Origin of the sequence: Gordonia aquimaris, assembly GCF_026262595.1 — a bacterium.
In the GTDB taxonomy this organism is placed as follows: domain Bacteria; phylum Actinomycetota; class Actinomycetes; order Mycobacteriales; family Mycobacteriaceae; genus Gordonia; species Gordonia tangerina.
In genome coordinates, this window is record NZ_JAPKFM010000003.1 from 162538 (window position 1) to 184588 (window position 22051).

General features: G+C 67.9%; 15 protein-coding genes, 1 tRNA gene and 1 pseudogene. 12 read left to right on the forward strand and 5 right to left on the reverse strand.

What is annotated here, in order from left to right:
- Positions 1–75 (forward strand) — tRNA-Thr (locus OSB52_RS04410).
- A 155-nt stretch (positions 76–230) separates the two neighbouring features.
- Here OSB52_RS04410 and OSB52_RS04415 read toward each other — a convergent pair.
- Positions 231–1115: a formylglycine-generating enzyme family protein gene (locus tag OSB52_RS04415; RefSeq protein ID WP_266060548.1), complete on the reverse strand. Its 885-nt coding sequence runs from the start codon at positions 1113–1115 to the stop codon at positions 231–233.
- 80 nt (positions 1116–1195) lie between these two features.
- On the opposite strand from OSB52_RS04415, the gene OSB52_RS04420 reads away from it, so the two are divergent.
- Complete coding sequence (locus OSB52_RS04420) at positions 1196–2743, forward strand: carboxylesterase/lipase family protein (RefSeq protein WP_266060382.1); 1548 nt, start codon at positions 1196–1198, stop codon at positions 2741–2743.
- A 171-nt stretch (positions 2744–2914) separates the two neighbouring features.
- Entirely contained in the window at positions 2915–3193 is a 279-nt protein-coding gene (locus tag OSB52_RS04425; RefSeq protein WP_235723979.1) for a hypothetical protein, read from the forward strand.
- 133 nt (positions 3194–3326) lie between these two features.
- On the opposite strand, the gene OSB52_RS25145 is transcribed toward OSB52_RS04425, so the two are convergent.
- A complete protein-coding gene (locus tag OSB52_RS25145) occupies positions 3327–7121 on the reverse strand; it encodes an nSTAND1 domain-containing NTPase (RefSeq protein WP_350339587.1) in 3795 nt (1264 codons plus the stop codon).
- Positions 7122–7502: 381 nt separating this feature from the next.
- On the opposite strand from OSB52_RS25145, the gene OSB52_RS04440 reads away from it, so the two are divergent.
- The 5 genes and pseudogenes from OSB52_RS04440 (at position 7503) to OSB52_RS04460 (ending at position 12134) form a co-directional block, all read left to right on the forward strand.
- The gene (locus OSB52_RS04440) at positions 7503–7901 is read left to right on the forward strand and encodes a RidA family protein (protein ID WP_266060384.1); all 399 of its coding nucleotides are present in this window, start codon (positions 7503–7505) and stop codon (positions 7899–7901) included.
- Positions 7898–9084 (forward strand): annotated as a pseudogene (locus tag OSB52_RS04445) (winged helix DNA-binding domain-containing protein). The gene OSB52_RS04440 and the pseudogene OSB52_RS04445 overlap by 4 nt, the downstream one beginning before the upstream one ends.
- 104 nt (positions 9085–9188) lie before the next feature.
- Positions 9189–9914: a response regulator transcription factor gene (locus OSB52_RS04450; protein WP_235723982.1), complete on the forward strand. Its 726-nt coding sequence runs from the start codon at positions 9189–9191 to the stop codon at positions 9912–9914.
- Entirely contained in the window at positions 9911–11398 is a 1488-nt protein-coding gene (locus tag OSB52_RS04455; protein WP_266060385.1) for a sensor histidine kinase, read from the forward strand. The genes OSB52_RS04450 and OSB52_RS04455 overlap by 4 nt, the downstream gene beginning before the upstream one ends.
- Before the next feature lie 58 nt (positions 11399–11456).
- Positions 11457–12134: a DUF899 domain-containing protein gene (locus OSB52_RS04460; RefSeq protein WP_235723984.1), complete on the forward strand. Its 678-nt coding sequence runs from the start codon at positions 11457–11459 to the stop codon at positions 12132–12134.
- A gap of 3 nt (positions 12135–12137) precedes the next feature.
- Here the strand turns inward: OSB52_RS04460 and OSB52_RS04465 are convergent, their stop codons facing one another.
- Together OSB52_RS04465 and OSB52_RS04470 are read right to left on the reverse strand one after the other, a co-directional pair.
- Entirely contained in the window at positions 12138–12977 is an 840-nt protein-coding gene (locus tag OSB52_RS04465) for a hypothetical protein (RefSeq protein WP_266060386.1), read from the reverse strand.
- 364 nt (positions 12978–13341) lie between these two features.
- A complete protein-coding gene (locus OSB52_RS04470; RefSeq protein WP_442903640.1) occupies positions 13342–14445 on the reverse strand; it encodes a DNA adenine methylase in 1104 nt (367 codons plus the stop codon).
- 80 nt (positions 14446–14525) lie between these two features.
- Here OSB52_RS04470 and OSB52_RS04475 point away from each other — a divergent pair, with 80 nt between their 5' ends.
- Positions 14526–14954: an HIT family protein gene (locus OSB52_RS04475; RefSeq protein ID WP_235723986.1), complete on the forward strand. Its 429-nt coding sequence runs from the start codon at positions 14526–14528 to the stop codon at positions 14952–14954.
- Between the two features lie 58 nt (positions 14955–15012).
- On the opposite strand, the gene OSB52_RS04480 is transcribed toward OSB52_RS04475, so the two are convergent.
- A complete protein-coding gene (locus tag OSB52_RS04480) occupies positions 15013–17106 on the reverse strand; it encodes a RecQ family ATP-dependent DNA helicase (protein ID WP_266060388.1) in 2094 nt (697 codons plus the stop codon).
- Between the two features lie 132 nt (positions 17107–17238).
- Here OSB52_RS04480 and OSB52_RS04485 point away from each other — a divergent pair, with 132 nt between their 5' ends.
- From OSB52_RS04485 to purD, 3 genes are all read left to right on the forward strand, one after another.
- Positions 17239–18531 (forward strand): bifunctional glycosyltransferase family 2/GtrA family protein, encoded by a 1293-nt coding sequence (locus tag OSB52_RS04485; RefSeq protein WP_266060390.1) that lies wholly within the window; start codon positions 17239–17241, stop codon positions 18529–18531.
- Positions 18528–20657 carry an ArnT family glycosyltransferase gene (locus tag OSB52_RS04490; RefSeq protein WP_266060391.1) on the forward strand — a complete coding sequence of 710 codons (2130 nt, stop codon included), beginning with the start codon at positions 18528–18530 and terminating at the stop codon, positions 20655–20657. The genes OSB52_RS04485 and OSB52_RS04490 overlap by 4 nt, the downstream gene beginning before the upstream one ends.
- A gap of 120 nt (positions 20658–20777) precedes the next feature.
- A complete protein-coding gene (purD, locus tag OSB52_RS04495; RefSeq protein WP_266060393.1) occupies positions 20778–22031 on the forward strand; it encodes a phosphoribosylamine--glycine ligase in 1254 nt (417 codons plus the stop codon).
- Positions 22032–22051 lie beyond the last annotated feature (20 nt).

Genomic DNA, 22051 nt, shown 5'->3' on the forward strand with positions numbered 1-22051 from the left:
GCCTCCTTAGCTCAGTGGTAGAGCACTCGCCTTGTAAGCGAGCGGTCGTCAGTTCAATCCTGACAGGGGGCTCCAAGAACCCGCCTCCGGCAGGGGGGGCTCCAACAACCCGCCTCCGGCAGGGGGGCTCCAACAACCCGCCTCCGGCGCCAGAACCGAGAAGTCAACGGCCTCGGAGGCGGGGTGTGTTCCTGGTTGTGACGCGTTTCATCCGCGCGAGATCTGCCTACTCACACCACGCACCGAAACCCCAGATGCGACGTCGCCGAGTCGTCGGACTGCGCCGAGCGCGCGGCCGGTCGATAGCGGCGGCAGTACTCCGGTGCGCACAGATGCGATCCACCTTTGGTGACCCGCATGACCTGCGGTGACGTGGTGGGCGCAAGGAGGTTCGGGCGACCGTCGGCATCGACGGCTGCGGTGTCGGACACCGGGTGACGCGGTACCCACACGTCCGAGCATCGCTCCCACACGTTGCCGATCATGTCGAGCAGGCCGAACCCGTTGGTCGGGTACGTGCCGACCGGCGACGTCGTTCCCCAACCGTCGTTGCGGTACGGAAATCGGCCCTTCCAGGTGTTCGCCATGTCGCGCCCGCCGGGCCGCAGCTCGTCGCCGGGCCAGGCGTACTCCTGCCCGTCGAGACCGCCGCTGGCCGCGAACTCCCACTCGGCCTCGGTCGGCAGGCGCCGGCCGACCCAGTCGGCGTAGGCGGCGGCGTCGCGGTAGGCGATATGCACCACCGGGTGCTCGGCGCGGGCCACGAGGAGATTGTCGGTGCCGGTCGGTCGGCGCCAGCTTGCGCCGGGCTGCCAGCGCCACCACACCCGCCAGTCGTGCAGGTCCACCGGTGCCGCGCTCGGGGTGAACACCACCGAGCCGGGCAGGAGGGAGGCCGGGTCGGCGTCGGGGAAATCGGCCGGGTCCGGCGCCTGCTCGGCGACCGTGACATATCCGGTGGCTGCGACGAACTCGGCGAACTGTGCGGTGGTGACCGGATGGCGTTCGATCGCGAACGGCTCCACTACCCGGTCGTGGGCAGGTTGTTCTTCCGGGTAGTGCCGGTCCGAGCCCATCCGGAACCGGCCACCGGGCAACTCGATCAACTCGGTCATAGGCACGGTTCCGAGAGTAGAAGGTGACCGGTGTGTCACATCTGTGGGCGCGGTGTGCGGGTTCGCGCCACGATGGGGACATGGGCGAAGCAGATCTGGTCGTGACGACCACCCACGGACCGGTTCGGGGCAGCAGTCGCGACGGTGTCGACGTCTGGCGCGGCATCCGGTACGCCGCGGCTCCGGTCGGGGGCCTGCGGTGGCGTCGGGCGCGGCCCCCGCAACCCCACGACGACGTCGTCGATGCCACCGAGTTCGGCCCGGTGTGTCCGCAGGAACGCAACCCCGCCATCGCATTGGGCGCCGATGCCCAGATGGGTGAGGACTGCCTGTTCCTCAATGTGTGGGCGCCGGTCGCCGATGAGGCGCTACCGGTGATGGTGTGGCTGCACGGCGGTGCCTACGTGTTCGGCAGCGGAAGCCAGCCGCTCTACGAGGCGACCGACCTCGCCCGCGACGGCCGCGTCGTCGTGGTGACGCTCAACTATCGGCTCGGCGCACTCGGCTTCGCCGACCTCACATCGCTCAACGACCTCCTCGACTCAACGCAGCCTCGGTTCGAGTCGAATGCGGCGCTCAGCGACATTCTTCTCGCACTGCAGTGGGTGCGCGACAACATCGCCGGCTTCGGCGGCGATCCCGACAACGTCACCGTTTTCGGTGAGTCGGCGGGCGCCGGAATCGTCACCACGCTGCTGACGATGGCGGCCGCCGACGGTCTGTTCCATCGGGCGATCGCACAGAGTTCACCGGCGACGTCGATGTACGACCACGAGCGCTCGGCGGGGATCGCCGAGAAGCTGATGGCGGCGCTCGGTCTGCGATCCGCCGACGCCGAGCAACTCGCCACCGTTGACGTCGCACGGATCACCGAGGCGACGATGACGGTCTTCACCGACGTTCCGGTGGACAATCCCGGCACCATCGCGTTCGCCCCGGTCATCGACGGCGACCTGGTTCCCCGGCACCCGATGGATGTGTTCCGGGCCGGCGAATCGATGCCGGTGCCCCTGTTGATCGGGACCAACAAGGACGAGGCGGCGCTGTTCAAGTGGATGAAGTCGCCGTTGATGCCTATCACCCCCAGCGACATCGAGCGGATGTTCGCCGACATGATGGCCGAGTACCCGGATGTCACGGTGCCGCCGCGCGCGCAGATCACCTCGGCGTACTCGGGGATGCGGCCCAAGGTCGCCGGTCTCGGTGTCGCGCGGGACATCGCCTTCCGGATGCCCACGGTGTGGCTTGCCGAAGCGCACGGACGGCACACACCGGTCTACCTGTACCGCTTCGACTGGGCCACCCGGATGCTGCGGGCCCTGCGGGTGGGGGCCACGCACGCCACCGAACTGCCCTACGTCTGGGGCAATCTCGTCGCCGGGCCCAAAGACATCACGTTCAAGCTCGGGGGACGCAAGACCGGCGAGGAGATCTCCGGTCGGCTGCAACGGCGCTGGACCTCGTTCGCCCACCACGGCGTGCCGGATGACGGCGGTGCATTGCCGTGGCCGATGTTCGACGAACAGACGCGGTCCACGCTGGTCGTCGATTCCGACGACCGCGTCGTCGACGATCTCGACGGCGACATTCGCCGGGCGTGGGGCGACGAGGTGCTGAGCTTCCGGTAGTCGCTGCGCTGTGGTGAACCGCCGGTCCTCACTGGCAATTGTCGCTGCCCGATAACTTTTGTGACTCAAGCCATCTCGATGTGCCCGGCGGCCCGATCACCGCATACATTGGTTCACTGCAGTCATTCACACGACACTCGCGCCTGAGGCGGGGGAAAGGCGGTCGACGAGATGGGCCGGGGAATCAACGAGACGAGCGCACGCGGTACGCGGGCGAAGGTCGTGCGTCGGGTGGTCGGAGCAGGGTTTGCGGGGGCAGCCATGGCCGGGGCGATGGCGTTCGCCGCGGCGCCCGCGAGCGCGCAGCCGCTGCCGACCATCGAGCCGACGGTGGAGAACGCGGCGCCGACGCTGGACAACATCAAGCTGGGCATCACCAAGGCCGTCGAAACCAATCCGGAACTCGAGTCGGTCGGCGAGTGGGCCTTGACGCTGTTCCCGGAGTACTGATACTTCGCGAAACGCCGAGCCGGAACCCGTCGCAGATACGCCTGCGGCGGGTTCCGTCGTCTGTGGACCGTGACGGCGACGATCGCGCGGGCCCAATCGGCTGGCGCGTGACCCGAGGCCGCTCGCGCGGCGATCAGCTATGGCATTCGTCGGCGATGTCGGTGTGCGGCAGATACAGTTCGCGCTGCGACTCGGTCAGGTGCGGTGTGCTGTCGCAGATCCACCGGTTGGCGGTGGCGAGGTCGGTGGTCTGCAGGTGGATGCTCCCGGTCACGTCACCGGCGGTGATGATGGTGTCGTCGCTGTACATGTGATCCGGGAACTGCCACTTCGTGGTGGTATCGGTGGTGGTGATCAACGGGACGATCGACTGCTGGGCGCCGAGCCGGCCGCGATCGAACACGAAGGTCGTGAGGTGATGTGTCGCGGTGCCCACCACCAGTCGCGTCGGCGTCAGCGACAACGTCGCCGCGTGGATGTTGGGTTTGCGATCGATCTCCTTGGCGCCGCCCTCCCCGACGTCCCAGGTGGACAGGTCACGTGCGGCGATGATCAGTGCCGTGCCGTCGCGGCTGAACACCGCCCGCGCCGCCGGGCTGGTGTCGGTGACGACGGCGGTCGGCGCGCGCCGGTCGCCGTCGAGGTCGTAGACGTAGGTGCGTTTGTCGTCGGAGGTCACTGCCAGCCGTCGGCCGTCGGGGCTGAACGCGACACTGCGGATGAGGTCTTCGGGCCCTGTCAGTGGGGCGCCGACGGCCCTCGGTTGCCGGGGATCGCCGACGTCCCAGAGTTGCACGGTGGTGTCGGTGGTGCCGGTGGCGAGAAGGTCGGCTTCTGGGGAGAAGGCGATCGCATTGGTGTATCGCGTCGACACCCGCAGATCGGCGGTGCGACGCGGATCGGCGTGGTCGGCGATATCCCACAGCTGCACCAGCCCGCCGTTGTTGTTCGCCGTAGCGGCCAACGTGCCGTCAGCGTTCACACTGACCGACGGGTGATCGTTGACCCGCCGCTGGATCGGAGTGCGTGACTGCCGGGCCCATCCCTCCGGGCTGGTGGACCACACATTGAGGGTGGTGTCGGTGCCGACCGTGGTGAGCACCGTGCCGTCGGCGTTGTTGGCCAGGCCGGTGACGGTGCCGCCACGATCGGGGATGACGCCGGTGGGCAGATGCCACAGGTCGATGGCGCCGTCGGAGCGCCCGACCACCATGCTCGACCCATCCGGGCTGAAGATGCTGGAGAACGTCCGGACCGAGCCCTGCTCCGGCGTGCCCTGCATGCTGGCCGACTGCAATGTCCATTGCGTCACCGGCATCGCCGGGTCGATGGTGTTCCACACCGTCACCCGCCCGTCGGCGCGGGCCGAGGCGAGTTGATCGCCGTCGTCGTCGAAGGTGATCGACCAGGAACCGGCGGTGGTGTTGGGCAGTGAGGTCGTCACCGGGGTGGGACGCGAGGGCGTCGCGACATTCCACAGCTGGGCGTTGGGGCTGTCGCCGGTGACCGCGAGGGTGCGGCTGTCGGGACTGAACGCGACGGCGTGGGTGATGCTGGGAAAACCGGTGATCGGCGGGGCTGCGGGCACCGGTCGGTCATCGTCTGAGGTGTCGAACAGTCGCACCACCTTGTCGTCGCCACCGGTCGCCAACAGTCGACCGTCCGGGCTGTAGGCCACGGTGCGTGCGGCCGCGGAATGGGCGGCCAGCATGGCCGTCTCGCGTACCGCCCCGGACGCGTCGACGGCGAAGATGGTGACCGTGCCGTCGTCTGACGACGCGGCGAGGTGGCGCCCATCCGGCGCGAAGCGCACCATGTAGACGGTTCCGTGCCCGGGACTGACCGAGACCTGTTGGCGTGGCGCCGACGGTTCGCTGATGTCCCACACGCGGACGGTGCCGTCACCACTGCCTGTCGCCAGCAGGGCTTGGCTGGGGTGGAAGGCCACCGAGGTCAGATAGTTGCCGTAGCCGCCCAGCGTCGACACCGTCCGATACGAGCCGTCGGCGGTACGTTGCCACAGCCGGGCGGTGCGGTCGCCGCTGGCGGACGCGAACATTGTGCTGTCGGCGGAGAACCGGACGTCGTACACCGGACCGGAGTGCCCGGTCAGCGGCTCCGACAGCGGACTGGTGGACGCGCCCAACACGCGTTGGCTGATGGTCGGGTCGTCGGGATAGAGATCGAGCGCCACCAGCAGCAGGCGCGCCGCCATCGACGGATTGGTCTGCTGCAGGCTGTCGATGTGCGACAACAGCGCGGCCCGTTCGGCGTTGTTGCGCTGCTGGGTGAGGTCGTGGGCCTGACGTAGGACGATGGCCGCGGTGATCGTCGACACCACGGCCAGCACCACCACCACCGTGATCGACAGCACCCGGATCAGTCGTCGTCGGCGCTGCTGGGTGAACGCGGCGTCGAGGAATGCCTCGTTCTCGGCGGAGAGCAGATGCTGGTAGGTGCGGCGCAGCGCGGCGCGATGTCGGCGGGCGTCGTCCAGGCGCGATCCGGTGTAGAGGAACGAGCGGCTGCGATCGGTGTCGAGCCACGCGGTGGTGTCGGTGTCGAGTTGCTGTCGCCACTGGTGGATGCCGGAGTCGGCGGCGATCCATTCGGCCAGCCGGGGCCATGCCGTCAGGACCACGTCGTGGACCAGCATCACCGAGTCCGACGTCACGATCAGCAGACGGGCCTGCGCGAAGATGTCGATGACCGCGGAGATGCGGGCCGGGAACCGGTCGGCGATGGTGTCGGTGTGCAGCGGCACGCGCAGCGCCGCACCGCCCGGGCCCACATGCACCAGCGCCAGCAGCAGTGCGCGGGCCAGGTTGCGGTCGTCGGGTTCCACAGCCGACCAGGCGGCTTCGGCGGTGTCGGCGACGGCACGCGCGATGCCGCCGGTGGCGCGATACCCCGAGATCGTCATTCGGTTACCCGACCGGCGTGTCCAGGTCGCCGCCAGCACGTGGGCCAGCAGCGGGAGTCGGCCGGCCCGGTCGCCCACGGTGGACGCCGCATGCAGGTCGCTGATCAGCACGTCGGCGAGGCCCGACTCGATCCGCCCGCCGGCCAGCCGGACCGGACCGGTGATGACCTCGCGCAACTGGGCGCCGGTCATCTCCGACACGATCACACAGCGGGTTTGCCAGGCCTGCGCGAGGAACCCGAACTCCACGCATTGGCCGAAGAAGTCGGCACGCACGCCCAGCACGACCACCGAGTCCTGCGACAGCTCCTCGACCGCGCGCATCGTCTCGACCAGCACGGTCGGCGGCAGCGCGAACACATCCTCGAACTGATCGAGCACGATCACCTCGGGGAGCCGACGCGACGACCCGCTGTCCGCCGGCTCGGGCTCGGCATGTGTGCCGGGGTAGGCCGTGGGTAGCTGCAGTCCGGTCGGGGTGATCACGGCCCGGCGGGGGGCCCGCACGCGGCGGTCGCGCGCCAGGCCGGCGTCGAGCAGGGAAGACTTTCCGGAGCCCGACACACCGGCCACGATGATCAGTCGGGGACCGGTCGGGGCGTCGGCGGCCTCCACGATGGTGTCGACGAGCGTCGAGATCAGATCGTCGCGGCCGAAGAACACGGCGCTGTCGGCGGCGGTGACCGTCGCGAGCCCGGCGTACGGGCGGGCCACCGCGGAAGTGGTCGGTCGCGCGAGGTCGGGCTCGTCCGCCTCGGTCAGGTGCTTGTCCCAGAGGTCCTTCCACTGCGGCAGGCTCAACACCTCGTCCTGCCCATCGGCCACCGCGCGCGCCGTCAGCCACAGCAGCAGCGGTTCGACGGTCGCGAAATCCCGCGGCAAGTGGCGCCCGTTACGCCAGTCACTGATCCGTTGCGCCGACACCGTCGAGCGTGCCGCGGCAGCCCGCAGTGTCGGCCGGCCCGCCTGCACGAACAGGCGCGCCAACGCACTACCGAAGTCCACTCACCATCACCGAAAATCCCCCGACCGACACTCTCCGGAACATCATGCGCCCAACGTCGCCCGGATCGCCATTCCAGTGAGGCCGAACACCTCGGGTGAATGACCCACGCCAGGGGGTTTCGCGTTGCCGGATCCCCTCCGGTGTCCGGTCCGGAATGTGCGTTTACGCCCTGAACAGCGACGATGTCGAGTCCCGGCGCCGGTCGCTGGCCTGGCGGCGGCGATCGGGGTGAACTGACATCAGCGCGTGAGACCGCCATCGAACGCGCGACTGCAGCCGTTGCCCGACGCGCGGTGGCGCGACGGACGCCGTCAGGTCGGGGGTGCGGGTCGTGCAACGGCTGCAGTCGACCTCTCGAGCGTCGACGTAGGATCGCGGGCATGGCCCGTCTCCGTCTGAACGGTTCGTCCACGCTCCCGGCCGCCGGCTTCGCCTACAGCGCGACAGTCACCGCGGGACCGCTGATCTTCACCGCGGGCATCAGCCCGCTCGACGCGGCCGGCGCGATCGTCCCGCCCGGCGATGTGGTCGGCCAGACGCGGACCTGTCTGGCGAACCTGCGCTCCGTGCTCGACGATCAGGGTGCCTCGATGGCTGACATCGCGAAGCTGACGATCTACGTCGCCGAGCAGTTGCAGGCAGATCTGGTGGTCGCCTGGGACGAGATCGTCGCCGAGTTCGGCACCCCGGTACCGCCGGCGATGATGATGGGCGTCACCGTCCTCGCCTACGACGACCAGCTCGTCGAGATCGAAGCGATCGCCGCACCCGCGGCATGACGACCCGACCCGTCGTCGACGACGCCGAACGCCGCCGACGACTGATCCGACGTCATCACCTCGACCGAACCGACCCCACCGCGGCGCTGACCGAGATGGTCGACGACCTCGTCGGACTGCACGCCACCACACCGTCGACGGTCTACCTGTCGGCGTGGGCGCGGCTTCCCGGGTTCGATCCCGAGACGATGGACCGCGCGCTGTACGCCGATCGGACTCTCATCAAACAACTCGCCATGCGCCGGACGTTGTTCGTGTTCGGACACACCGTGCTCGCCGAGGCGATCGGTGCGGTCGGCCCCCGCGTGACCGCGTCCGAGCGCACCAACATGCTCCGCGACCTGCGTCGCAGCCCCGACTTCGACGACCCGGACGCCTGGATCGACGCGGCGCGGGCCGCGGTGGCCACCGACCTCGCCGACGGCTGCGCGCGGACCTCTACCGAACTCCGTCGCCGCAACCCGGTCCTCGACGGCCACGTGGTCTACGGCCAGGGCAAGTCGTGGGGTGGTCGCGTCGCGATGGGACCGCGTGTGCTGAACATGATGAGCGCGGCCGGGGAGATCGTGCGCGGACCCAACTCGGCGACCTGGACGTTGTCGCGGCCATCGTGGGTGGCGATGGAACGTTGGCTGGGCCACGAACTCCCGCAGGTGTCGGCGGCCGACGGTCACCGCGCCATGGTGCGCCGCTGGTTGCGAGCATTCGGACCGGGCACCGAGACCGATATCGTCTGGTGGTTGGCAGCACCAAACGTGTCGTGCGTACCGCGCTGGCCGACCTCGACGCGGTCGAGGTCGACCTCGACGGCGGCGCCGTCGGCTACCTGTTGCCCGACGACCTGCCCGACGGTGCCGACGATGCGCCGCCACCGCAGGCCCATCTGCTGCCCGAACTCGACCCCACCACGATGGGCTGGAAGGAGCGTGGTTTCTACCTCGGCCCACATGCCGAGCACGTCTTCGACCGCAACGGCAACGGCGGGCAGACGGCCTGGTGGGACGGGCGGATCGTCGGCGGTTGGCGTCAGAACAAGGACGAAGGACACATCGAGTTACACCCGTTCGAGGAACTGCCGGCGGTGGCGATGCGCGCGCTGACCGAGCAGGCCGAGGCGCTGGCGGGGTGGTTGGGGGAGGTTCGGCCCACCCCGGGCTACCCTGCGCCGTTCATGCGTGGCTGAGCCCGCGGCCTGGTCGACATCCGGCATCAGGGCTGGTGAGCATTCACAGAGTTCTCCCAGGAACCGTCCAGATCCATGGCAGGCTGGTCGGCGAGAGTGATGGCATGAGCGAATCTGTGAACGGTCCGGCAGGCGGCCAGGGCGCCAAGGTACTCGTCGTCGACGACGAGGAGAACATCCGCGAGCTGCTGTCGGTGTCGCTCAAGTTCCAGGGCTATGAGGTTTCGACCGCCGAGAACGGGCCGTCGGCGCTCGACCGCTGCCGCACCTTCAAACCCGATGTATTGATTCTCGACGTGATGATGCCGGGGATGGACGGTTTCGGGCTGCTGCGCCGGCTGCGCGCCGACGGCATCGACGCCCCGGTGCTGTTCCTGTCCGCCCGCGATTCGGTGGAGGACAAGATCAACGGACTGACCATCGGCGGCGACGACTACGTGACCAAACCGTTCTCGCTCGAGGAGGTCGTCGCCCGGCTGCAGGTGTTGCTGCGTCGCAGCGGTTTCGACGAGCAGGCCAAGGAGTCGGCCCGCATCACATTCGCCGACATCGAACTCGATGACGAGACGCATGAGGTGTGGAAGGCGGGCAACTTGGTGGCGCTCTCACCCACCGAATTCACCCTGTTGCGCTATTTCATGGTCAACGCCGGAACCGTGTTGTCGAAGCCCCGCATCCTCGACCACGTGTGGAATTACGACTTCGGTGGCGAGGTCAATGTGGTCGAGTCCTACGTCTCCTATCTGCGCCGCAAACTCGACACCGGCGACAAGCGCCTGATCCACACCTTGCGCGGCGTCGGCTACGTGATGCGAGAGCCCCGCGAGTGACCTCCCCACCTACCACCGACCCGACCGGACACGCACCGGAGCCGGCCCGTAAGCGCGGGCTGCCGCTGCGGCTGTCGCTGGTCGGCCTGACCCTGGTCCTGGTGGTGCTGGGACTGTTTGCGTCAGGCATCGCGGTGACGTCGGCGATGAAGCAGGACCTGCTCTCGCGCACCGACGAAGGTCTGACGTCGTCGGTGGAGACCTGGGCCAAGCCGCGCGACCCGGTCAGTTTCACCCCGGGACCGCCGTTGGGGCCGCGTCGCCCGCCGTCGCAGTTCTATTCGATGATCGTCACCAGCGACGGCAACACCATCGTCAACAACGACTTCTCGTCGCAACCCGATCTGGAGTCGCTTCCCGAGGGCAGCACCGGACCGATGACCGTCGATTCGGCCGACGGCGACGGCCCGCAGTGGCGGGTGATCAAGGACGAGACGCCCTACGGTGTGTCGATCGTGGCCACCCCGCTCAGCGATGTCCACGCCACGCTGACACGGCTGATGTGGCTGCAGTTGGGCATAGGTGCGTTGGTCGTGCTGGCGATCGGTGTGCTCAGCTATCTGCTGGTGCGGTCGAGTCTGCGGCCGCTGCGTCGGGTTGAGGAGACCGCCCACGCGATCGCGGCGGGCAACCTCAACATGCGGGTGCCGCCGGCCCCGCCCAACACCGAAGTCGGCAGTCTGTCGGAGTCGCTGAACACAATGCTCGGCCAGATCCAGCGGGCATTTGCACGAACAGCCGCCTCTGAACAGCAGGCTCGCTCATCCGAAGAACAGGCACGCACCTCGGAGGAGAAGATGCGCCGGTTCATTGCCGACGCCAGCCACGAGCTACGTACACCGTTGACCTCGATCAAGGGGTTCGCGGAGTTGTACAAGCAGGGCGCAGTGCCCGACGCCGCCGATGCGATGGGCCGGATCGACGCCGAGGCCGGCCGGATGGGTCTGCTGGTGGAGGACCTGCTGATGTTGGCTCGCCTCGACGCCCACCGCCCCGTCGACAACCGCCCGGTCGATCTGCTGGCCGTCGTCGCCGACGCGGTGCACGGTGCTGCGGCGGCCGCCCCGCACCGTGAGATCCACGTCGAGATAGGTACCACCGGTGAGCCGCCCGTGGTGACCGGCGACGCGCCGCGGTTGCTGCAAGTGCTGCGGAACCTGATCAACAATGCCATCGCGCACACACCCGACGACGCGTCGATCACCGTGGGCATCGACGTCGACACGACCGCCGAGAACGATGACGTGGTGATGACCGTGGCCGACACCGGGCAAGGTCTGACCCCCGAGGAGGCCGCGCATGTGTTCGAGCGGTTCTACCGGGGCGACTCGTCGCGTCATCGCGGCGACCGTGGCGGCGGCAGCGGGCTGGGGTTGTCCATTGTTTCGGCACTGGTGGACGCGCACGGCGGTACCGTCGGGGTGGACTCGACACCAGGGCAGGGATCGCGGTTCTGGGTGCGATTGCCGCGTCGGATCGACTAGACCGATGAGTTTCGTCGCCCGGCACGGTCAGTAGTGGGACAGCGAAAGGGGATCACTCATGTCCGCACAGATGCCGCCGGTCGTCGACGAACAGTCTTGGCGAACCGCCCTCGCCGAACTCCGGGCCCGGGAGAAGGCCGCCACCCGCGAACTCGACGCGATCGCCGCGCAGCGACGCCGGTTACCGATGGTCGAGATGCCCGATTACACACTGATCGGACCCGACGGGCCGATCTCGTTGGTTGACGTCTTCGACGGCCGCGCCCAGCTGATCGTCTACAACCACATGTGGAGCGACGGCGCAGAATTCCAGTGCGGCGGCTGCACGAGCTTCACCGCACAGTTCACCCGGCTCGACTTCCTGGCGAACTATGACGCGCGGTTCGTCATCGTCACCAACGGGCCGATCGAGGAAGCCCTCGCCTACAAGGCACGCGTCGGCAATCAGATGGAGTGGTACTCGTCGTCGGAGAGCTCATTCGGCGCCGACGTCGACGCCGGGCCGGGTGAGGGATTCGGCGTCAACGTTTTCCTCCGTGACGGCGACACCGTCTACCGCACCTGGCACACGAATGGTCGCGGCACCGAGCAGCTCTCGCACACCTTCCCACTGATCGACGCCCTGCCCTACGGGCGGCGCGAGGAATGGCAGGATTCCCCCGACGGTTGGCCGCGCACCCCGACGTATTCGGGCTGGCTGGATTCGCCGGACATCGCTCGGCTCTACGGCGAATAGCAGTCAGATCAGTCGGCGCAGCGTCGCGAACTCGCGGACGTCCTCCCGGAACCGGTCCAGGCTGACCAATGTGTACATGCCGTCGATCTGCCGGTCGGCCCACAGTTGGTGGATACGCCGTAGATCGGATTGCCTTGATTTCCAGCCGATTCCGTCGATCACCGCGAGGACGAGTTGTCGCGGCAGCCGCACCTCGGCCATCTCCTCGATCTCGCGGACCGCGTCGGTGAGTTTGCTGCCGGTGGAGTCGAAACCCTTGGCGGCCACCACGATGTCGGCGGTGTCGGGATCGCCGATGATCAGATCGGCCGGGGCGGTGCGGCCGTTGCGGCCGGTGAAGCGCGACCGCGTGGTGTAGTCGAGTCCGAGATCCTGTGCGATGGACTCGATCTCGTCCTCGATGCGGCGTCCGGAAGCGCCGGCCCGGGTGGCGGTCACCCGACTGCCGGCACGGGCGACCAGGATGTCGGCAAAAGTGTACGTACGTTCCAGTTGGGTGCGCAGCATCCGGACCAGGTCGAACTCGGTGTCGAGCCAGGTGACCAGATCCACCGGCTGAGTGCGCGCGACGCCGTGCCATCCGGTGGTGCCGAACCGGTCACGCAACACATTCTTCAGCTTCTCCTGGGAGAGACCGACCGCCAGCCCGAGAACCGGGACGTCGGCGGGATGATCGCGGACCCAGGCCGCGAGCCCGGCGACGTCGGTGTCGAGGAGCTCACCCAGGCTGCCCGTGGCCGTGGTGATCCGCTCGGCCTCCGGCGTCGATGCGGTCGGGTCGACGTGAGAGGTCAAGCGGCCCAGCGTCTTCAGGTAGTCGTCGAAGTCTCCCGCGTCACTCATCCGACGCTGCTTCCGCTGGTCGTGTAGCCCGTGGGGTTTCCGCTGGTCGAGTAGTCCGTGAGGTACGAGGGGGTGTGGTGTTCGCTGGTCGAGTAGCCCGTGAGGTACGAGGGGGTGTGGTGTTCGCTGGTCGAGTAGCCCGCGAGGAACGAGCGGGCGTATCGAGACCAGGTTGCGTGGTCTCGATACGCGGGCTCGCCCTGGGGGGCTCGCTCGCTACTCGACCACCGATGGAGGTGGCTTTCTTCGCTGGTCGAGTAGCCCGCGAGGAACGAGCGGGCGTGGTTTCTGCTGGTCGAGTAGCCCGCGAGGAACGAGCGGGCGTATCGAGACCAGATGCAGCTACCGAGAACGTCATCACCGCTCAGTCGCGACCGATGAAAAGGTACTCACTCACGTCCCGCCGGGTGGCGGCGACGTGCGTGCCGAAACTGTACTTGTGGTCGATCGCGATCACCTCCACGGACGGCTTGACCTTACCCAGCAGATCGACGATCCGGTCGGCGCCGGGCAGCGCGTTGGACGAGTAGGAGAGCACGATCGCCCCGGCCTGTTCGAAATGCTCGAAGGTGCGCACCAGTGCGTCCTCGATCGAATGCTTGTAAGCAAACGGTGTGTAGCGCTTGGTGAGCTTCTTGGTCTTGGTGTGCTCCATGATCGTCATACCCTGCCAATACGCGCTGAGGCCTTCGAGGAAGTGGTAGCGCTTGATGTAATCGTTGTCGTCGGTCGGCGGCGCGTACGGCGGATCGAGATAGACGAGGTCCGGTGGGGCGTCGAGCGCCGACAGATCGAGATCGAAGATGTCGCTGCTCACGCTGCGGTTGGACCGCCCGTTGCTGAACACGGTGGCGTTGTACTCGGCGGCCGACCGCGTGCGGAAATGGTCGCGCAACGACATCCGCAGGTCACGGCGGCCGTCGGCATAGCGCGACGAATCGGTGAAGGTGAACACCCCACGCGGTTGTTTACGGGCCGCCGACAACACAAGCGCCGAAATGGCCAGGTCGCGGCGGTAACCGCGCAACCGGTCGATGTGTGACCAGGCCGAGTCCAGGAATGCGCGGTCCTCAGCGTCGAAGTACAGGCCGTCGAAGGTGGTCTGGATGAAATCCCGATCGTCGGCGGGCGGACCACAGATCTCGTCGATGAGGTCCGACTCCAGTCGCACGCTGGAGTTGGCGACCGTGGCCCGGGTGATGATGTGCGGGAAGGTGAGGAAGTCGTTGCTCAGCACCTGAAAACCCTGCGCCTTCAACAGGTACGACACGACGCCCGAACCGGAGAACGCGTCGACGGCGGTGCTGCCGCCGATCTCTGCGAAGGTGCGTTCCAGGTGCGGTAGGAGCCGAAACTTCGAACCCATGTACCGCAACCGCGGGAACCGCTGGGCGTGCTCGACCACGTCGGTCGAGGCAACGGTGTGGACCCGGGACGGTCCGCCGCGGGTGAACTCTGGTCGACTCACACGAAAAGAATGTCATGGACCTCCGACAGGTCGCCGACAACACGTCGGGCGGCACCGGGCTCGCAGCTACAGTGATCCCCATGGCTTCCGTCTTCACCATGATAATCAACGGAGAACTGCCCGGACGGTTCGTGTGGCGTGACGGCCAGGCCGTCGCCTTCCTCACCATCAACCCGGTGACGCCCGGACATGTGCTCGTCGTGCCCCGCAAAGAGGTAGACCACTGGGAACAGATGGACACCGCCTCCTACACCCACCTCACCGACGTCTCGCAGAAGGTGGGCCGGGCGGTGAAAGAAGCCTTCGGGGCGTCCCGGGTGGGCACGATGATCGCGGGGCTGGAGGTGCCGCACGTGCACATCCACGTGTTCCCGCTGGAGAGCATGGACGCCTTCGACCTGGGCAATGCGCAAAAGGATCCCGACCCCGCCGAACTCGACGACGCGGCCGCCAAGATCCGCGCAGCCCTGCGCTCCACCGGCTACGGCGAGTACGTCGCCGACGCCTGACCCCCGATTTCGTAGTATGAACCGGCGATTTCTGCACGGTTCGTACTACGGATCCGGGTCAGACCGTGCGGTGGATGAGCAGCGGCGACACTGTGGCGGCGCCGGCCTCGCGCAGCGCGGCGGCGGCCAGTGTGATCGGCCAGCCCGACGCGTTCTCGTCGACCACGAGGAGCACGTTCTGACCGGCGACGTCGGGCATGTCACCGAGGTGATCGCGCCAGTAGACGGCCTCGGTGGCGCCGGTCGCGTCGCGACCCGGGGGTTCGCCCATCCGTACCGGGATCGAGAGGCCCGGACGCTTGCCCACCCGACACAGATACTCGGTGACTTGCTCGGCGAGCGTGGTACCGGTCAGCCGCAGCGACGCGATCACATCCGGACGAACGCCGCCTTCGCGCACCCAGGCCGCGAGAGTCGCGACTGCCGCGTCGCCGAGATCGCTCAGCGCGGCGTCGTCACCTCGACGTGCTCCGGCCAGCAACTCGGTCCACTCCGGGGCATCGGCATGCGCCAGCACTCGTCCGGTCTCCGCCGCGAGCGTGGCCGGAATGCGTCCGCGCGTGCCGAACACGCCGCCCGGCCACATCTTGCGTGGCTCGAGCCGCAAAGCCGAACGACGTAGTGCGCCGGTGATCGTCCGCACCGTCTCGGTGGGCACGTCGGCCGACAATGGTTCGGTCAACCGGCCGCGGCACACCGAGCAGCGCCCGCACGGCTGTGCCTCGGGGTCGTCGAGCGACGACGTGAGCAGCTGCATGAGGCATTGCCGCCCGGCTACATAGGAGCGCATGATGTCGGCCTCGCGACGGCGCACCTCGATGACGCCGTCGTAGTGTGCCTGGTCGTAGGTCCATTCGACCCCGGTCGCCTGCCATCCGTCGGGCCCCCGGTCGGTGGCGCCGTCGACGGCCAGTTGCTTGAGCATCAGTTCCACTCGGCCCCTGCGGAATCCGGTGGATGCCTCGAGTTGGGGAACCGACATTGGGCCGTCCGCTGAGTTCAGGGCATCGAGCAGTGCGTGCATCTTGTCGGGTTCGGGGATGGTCGCGGTGGCGAAATGATCCCAGATGGCGTCATCGGTGCGTGATGCCAGCAACATCACCACCGCCTCGTCGAGTGCGCGCCCGGCACGACCGACCTGCTGGTAGTAGGAGACCGGTGACGGTGGTGCGCCCACGTGCACCACGAAACCGAGGTCGGGTTTGTCGTAGCCCATGCCCAGGGCCGAGGTGGCCACCAGTGCCTTGACCTCGTTGCGCAACAACGCATCCTCCAGCTCGTGCCGCCGCTGCGCGTCGAGCTGGCCGGTGTAGGCCGCGACCGGATACTCGGTGCCGTGCACAGCGGTGATGGCGTCGACCAGGCGGTCCGCATCGGCGACGGTGAGGACGTAGACGATGCCCGACCCCGGCAGCTGCGGAAGGTACTCGGCGACCCAGCCGTAGCGTTGGATCGGCGAGAGCGCATCGATCACGTTGAGGTGCAACGATCGTCGTGCCAGTGCGCCCCGCAGCACCAGGGTGTGCGAGCCGAGTTGGGCGGCCACGTCCTCGGTGACCCGGGCGTTGGCGGTTGCGGTGGTCGCCAGCACCGGCGTCTGCGGGTTCAGTGTCTGCAGCACGTCGGAGACGCGACGGTAATCGGGTCGAAAATCGTGACCCCAGTCCGAGATCGCGTGGGCCTCGTCGATCACCAACAGCCCGAGCTGACCGGTGAGCGCGTCGAGCACACGCCGGCCGAACCCGGGATTGGCCAAACGCTCCGGGGACACCAGCAGCACATCGAGATCCCCGCCGCGCAGCTGTGCCTCGATCATCGACCACTCGTCGACATTCGACGAATTCAGGGTCGCCGCCCGTAGCCCGGCCCGCTCGGCCGCAGCGACCTGATCACGCATCAACGACAGCAAGGGCGAGACGATCAGGGTGGGCCCGGCAGACGCGCTGCGCAGGATCGCCGTCGCCGACCAGTACACCGCTGACTTACCCCACCCGGTGGCCTGGACCACCAGCACGCGCGCCGACGGCTCCAGCAGCGCTGCCACCGCCGTGAGCTGATCGTCGCGTAGGCGTGCACCCGGCCCGGCGAGACTCTCGATCACCCGGTCGGCGGCCGTCTGCTGGTCAGGGCGCAGGGATGTGGGGGAGTTCATGACGCCAACCTATCGGTCGTGACCGACACCCGATGGTCGACTCGATCCGTTGTCCACAGACGTCAGGCCCTCACAGGAACCTGACAGCTTCAGCGCAGAGTGGGCGAAGTTAGGCATCCGATCCTCGTACACATGACAGCAGAAGCCCTTCCGACGACAGGCGAGCGCGTGGTGACGGTGGCCGACAGTTCGACACCCGCGCCCGTCCTCGACATCGTCGTCCCCGTGTACAACGAGCAGACCGATGTCGCCGGAGCGGTGCGGCGGCTGCGCGACCATCTACGGGTCAACGTGCCGTACCCGTCCCGGATCACCGTCGCCGACAATGCCAGCACCGATTCCACTTTGGCCATCGCCGCCGAACTCGCCGGCGAGATCGACGGTCTGCGGGTGGTGCATCTCGACCAGAAGGGTCGAGGACGCGCGCTCAACGCGGTGTGGCGGGCCAGCGACGCGCAGATCGTCGCCTACTGCGACGTCGACCTGTCGACCGACCTCAACGCGTTGATGCCGCTGATCGCGCCGTTGATCTCCGGGCACTCCGACATCGCGATCGGCACCCGGCTGTCGCGGTCGTCACGGGTGGTGCGCGGACCGAAGCGCGAATTCATCTCCCGCTCGTACAACCTCATCCTCAAAACGACGATGCGCGCCAAGTTCTCCGACGCGCAGTGCGGTTTCAAGGCCATGCGCACCGATATCGCCCGGCAGGTGCTGCCCTATGTCGAGGACACCGGTTGGTTCTTCGACACCGAGCTGCTGGTGCTGGCCGAGCGGATCGGCCTGCGGATCGCCGAGGTGCCCGTCGACTGGGTCGACGACCCCGACAGCACCGTCGACATCGTCTCCACTGCGGTCGCCGACCTGAAAGGCTGCGCCCGCGTCGGCTACGCCTTGACGACGGGCCGGTTGCCCATCGCCGAACTGCGTGCCGCCCTCGGCCGCGGCCGAGGGCCCGGCCCCGACATCGACGGCGTCCCGTTCGGATTGGTCGGCCAACTCGCCCGGTTCTGCGTGATCGGCATCGCCTCGACCATCGCGTATGCCGTTCTGTACCTGATGCTGCACGCCTTCCTCGGCGCTCAGGTCTCCAACTTCGCTGCACTCGCGATCACCGCCGTCCTCAATACCGCCGCCAACCGGCGCTTCAGCTTCGGCGTGCAGGGGCGTGCGGGGATGATGCGGCACCAATTCTTCGGACTCGGTGTGTTCCTGTTCGGCTGGGCAGTGACCGCCGGTTCGCTGGTCATCCTGCACGGGGCCGCGCCCGAGGCGTCCAAGCATGTCGAACTGGTGGTACTGGTGGTGGCCAACCTCGTTGCCACGCTGACCCGATTCGTCGGCCTGCGCTGGGTGTTCCGCAGCCACAACAATGCCCGTGACGTCGCCGGCCCGGCCGGCGCGATGGAAGGCGCCGCCGAATGACCGCCGTTGTCGACGCACACTCCGCCGCACCCGTTCCGCCCGACGCACCCGCGTCCGGGCGGAACGCCCCTGTGTGGCAGCGTCTGTCACTGGTCGCGTTGCTGCTCGGCACCGCGATCGCGTATCTCGCGAATCTTTCCGCCAACGGCTGGGCCAACTCCTTCTACTCGGCGGCCATCCAGGCCGGATCGGAGTCGTGGAAGGCGTGGTTCTTCGGGTCGTCGGACATGGCCAACTCCATCACCGTCGACAAACCGCCTGCCTCGCTGTGGATTCCGGGGATCTCGGTGCGTATCTTCGGACTCAACTCGTGGTCGATCCTGGTGCCCGAGGTGCTGATGGGTGTGGCGTCGGTGGCGTTGCTCTACCTGATCACCAAGAAATACTTCGGCCACTGGCCGGGCATCCTCGCCGGCCTGGTGCTGGCGGTCACGCCGGTCGCTGCGATGATGTTCCGCTTCGACAACCCCGAGGCCCTGCTCCTGCTGCTGATGATCGCGGCGGTGTGGGCGACGCTGAAGGCGGTCGAGGACGGCAGACTGCGCTGGATGGTCCTGACCGGTGTCTTCGTCGGTTTCGGTTTCCTCACCAAGCAACTGCAGGTGATGCTCATCGTGCCGCCGCTGGCGATCACCTACCTGGCCTTCGGCCAACACACCTGGGTCAAGCGCATCGGGCACCTGTTCGCCGCGTTGGGAGCGATGATCGTCAGCGCCGGTTGGTGGATTCTCGCCGTCGAACTGTGGCCGGCGTCGTCGCGCCCCTGGATCGGTGGCTCGCAGAACAACTCGATCCTGGAACTCACGCTGGGCTACAACGGTTTCGGTCGACTCAACGGCAACGAGACCGGCAGCGTCGTCCCTGGTGGTCGGGGCGGTGGCTACACCGGAGCGATGGGCGGACCCGCCGGTTACGTCGGTGCGGGCGGGCCACCCGGTGGTGGACCCGGCGGCGGTGGCGGGATGTGGGGGCAGACCGGCTGGCTGCGCATGTTCGAACCGGCGCAGGGTGGTCAGATCGCCTGGCTGATCCCTACCGGCATCGTGCTGGGGATCGCTGCGCTGGTACTGATCGGCAAGGCCCGACGCACCGACGCACGCCGCGCCTACCTCGCGGTGTGGGGACTGTGGCTGCTGGTGACGATGGCGGTCTTCAGCTTCATGGCCGGTATCTTCCACAGCTACTACACCGCGGCGCTGGCACCTGCGGTCGCCGCGGTAGTGGCTGGTGGGGCAGCGGTGTGCTGGTCGCAGCGGGATCGGCTGTGGGTGCGCATCGTGCTCGCCGCGGCCGTCTGGATCGCCGCGATCTGGGGTTTCGTACTGCTGAACCGGTCACCGGACTTCGTGCCGTGGCTGAGGTGGATGGTGCTGCTCGTCGGGCTGGTCAGCGGTGTCGTGATGCTGTTGGCACATCGGACCTACCTGTCGGCGGTCGCGGCGATCACCGCACTGGCTGCTGGGTTGGCCGGGCCGATCGCCTACACGGTTGACACCATCGCCACACCCAAACAAGGGTCGATCATCAGTGCGGGCCCCCGTGTCGAGGGCGAATTCGGCCCCGGCGGGGGTGGACCCGGCGGCCGGGGTGGTGGGGGACGCGACGGTGCGCGCGGTGGTGCGGCCGGTGCGCCCTGGATGACGCCGGGCGGAAACGCCGGTGCGAACGGTGCCGGTCCGGCCATGCCCGCCGACGGTGGATTCCCCGGCATGGCGGGTCCCGGCATGATGGGCCCTGAGGCGGGCACCGGCGGACCGGGCGGGCTGCTCAACGGCTCGACACCGAGCGCCGAACTCGTCGCGATGCTGCGCACCGACGCCGACAGCTACACCTGGGTGGGTGCGGCGGTCGGATCCAACGAGGCGTCGGGATACCAACTCGAGTCCGGGTACTCGGTGATGCCGATCGGCGGCTTCAACGGGACCGACCCATCGCCGACGCTGGAGCAGTTCCAGAAGTTGGTCTCCGATGGGCAGATCCACTACTTCCTCGGTGGTGGCCGCGGGTTCGGCATGTCGGATGAGTCGCAACCCTCGGCGCAGATCGCCCAGTGGGTGGCCGACAACTTCACCGCCGAAACCGTCGACGGCACCACGGTGTACGACTTGACGGCGCCAACTGAGTGAGCCGGTTCCTCCGCCCGGTGTCGGTTACCCGTCCGGAAACGGCGGGCGGAGGACCACAAACCCGGGTACGAACGAACCGGAGGAGAGGCGGTGCACCGAAGACCCACTAGAGTCATCTGCGTGCGCGTACTCGTGATCGGCTCGGGCGGCCGCGAACATGCCCTGCTCATCGGACTGTCAAAGGACCCCTCGGTCACCGAACTGCACGCCGGGCCCGGGAATGCCGGCACTTCGGCGATCGCGACCAATCATCCGGTCGACATCGTCTCCGCCGATGCCGTCGTCGCGCTGGCCAAGGGCGTCGAGGCGGATCTGGTGGTCATCGGACCCGAGGTGCCGCTGGTGGCAGGCGTCGCCGACGCCCTGCGCGCCGCCGGCTTCGCCACATTCGGACCCAGCGCCGACGCCGCACGTATCGAAGGATCCAAGGCGTTCGCCAAGGACGTGATGGCATCGGCCGGCGTGCGTACCGCACACAGTGAGATCGTCGACAACCCGGCCAAACTCGACGCCGCCCTGGACCGTTTCGGACCCACCTGGGTGGTCAAGGACGACGGGTTGGCCGCCGGCAAGGGTGTGGTGGTCACCGAGGATCGTTCGGCCGCACGCGACCACGCGGCCGAATTGCTGGAGAACGGTCACCCGGTGCTGTTGGAGAGCTACCTCGACGGACCCGAGGTGTCGTTGTTCTCGCTGGTCGACGGCGAGGACGTGGTGCCGCTGATCCCCGCGCAGGATCACAAACGCGTCGGCGACGGCGACGCCGGCCCCAATACCGGAGGCATGGGTGCCTACACACCGCTGCCGTGGCTGCCCGCCGAGGTGACCCAGCAGATCGTCGACGAGGTGGTCAAGCCGGTCGCGGCCGAGATGGCCAAGCGCGGCACCCCGTTCTCGGGTCTGCTCTATGCCGGCCTGGCCATCGGCAAAGACGGGCCGGCCGTCGTCGAGTTCAACTGCCGCTTCGGCGACCCGGAGACTCAAGCGGTACTGGCGTTGCTGAAATCGCCTCTGGGGCAAGCACTCAACGCGACTGCCACCGGGACGCTCGGTGAGCTGGCGCCGCTGGAATGGGCGGACGGTGCCGCGGTCACCGTGGTGGTGGCTGCAGAGAACTATCCGGGCAAGCCGCGCACCGGTGACGTCATCGGTGGTGCCGAGGGCGAGGGTGTCCTCCACGCCGGCACCGCGCGGTCCGACGACGGTGCGGTGGTCTCGGCCGGCGGACGGGTGCTCTCGGTCGTCGGGACCGGCGTCGACCTCGCCGAGGCGCGCGCACAGGCCTACGACCGCATAGCGGCGGTCAAACTGCCCGGATCGCATCACCGCACGGACATCGGTCAGGCCGCACTAGAGGGGCGCATCAGTCTCTGACGTCCTCGGACCGGCGGAGT

Excerpts from the sequence above, each read along its gene's own strand:
- OSB52_RS04460 (WP_235723984.1), top strand. The coding sequence starts at position 11,457 with ATGTCCGCACAGATGCCGCCGGTCGTCGACGAACAGTCTTGGCGAACC.
- OSB52_RS04420 (WP_266060382.1), top strand. The coding sequence starts at position 1,196 with ATGGGCGAAGCAGATCTGGTCGTGACGACCACCCACGGACCGGTTCGG.
- OSB52_RS04480 (WP_266060388.1), bottom strand. The coding sequence starts at position 17,106 with ATGAACTCCCCCACATCCCTGCGCCCTGACCAGCAGACGGCCGCCGAC.
- OSB52_RS04440 (WP_266060384.1), top strand. The coding sequence starts at position 7,503 with ATGGCCCGTCTCCGTCTGAACGGTTCGTCCACGCTCCCGGCCGCCGGC.
- OSB52_RS04415 (WP_266060548.1), bottom strand. The coding sequence starts at position 1,115 with ATGACCGAGTTGATCGAGTTGCCCGGTGGCCGGTTCCGGATGGGCTCG.
- OSB52_RS04450 (WP_235723982.1), top strand. The coding sequence starts at position 9,189 with ATGAGCGAATCTGTGAACGGTCCGGCAGGCGGCCAGGGCGCCAAGGTA.
- OSB52_RS04490 (WP_266060391.1), top strand. The coding sequence starts at position 18,528 with ATGACCGCCGTTGTCGACGCACACTCCGCCGCACCCGTTCCGCCCGAC.
- OSB52_RS04475 (WP_235723986.1), top strand. The coding sequence starts at position 14,526 with ATGGCTTCCGTCTTCACCATGATAATCAACGGAGAACTGCCCGGACGG.
- OSB52_RS04425 (WP_235723979.1), top strand. The coding sequence starts at position 2,915 with ATGGGCCGGGGAATCAACGAGACGAGCGCACGCGGTACGCGGGCGAAG.
- OSB52_RS04465 (WP_266060386.1), bottom strand. The coding sequence starts at position 12,977 with ATGAGTGACGCGGGAGACTTCGACGACTACCTGAAGACGCTGGGCCGC.
- OSB52_RS04485 (WP_266060390.1), top strand. The coding sequence starts at position 17,239 with ATGACAGCAGAAGCCCTTCCGACGACAGGCGAGCGCGTGGTGACGGTG.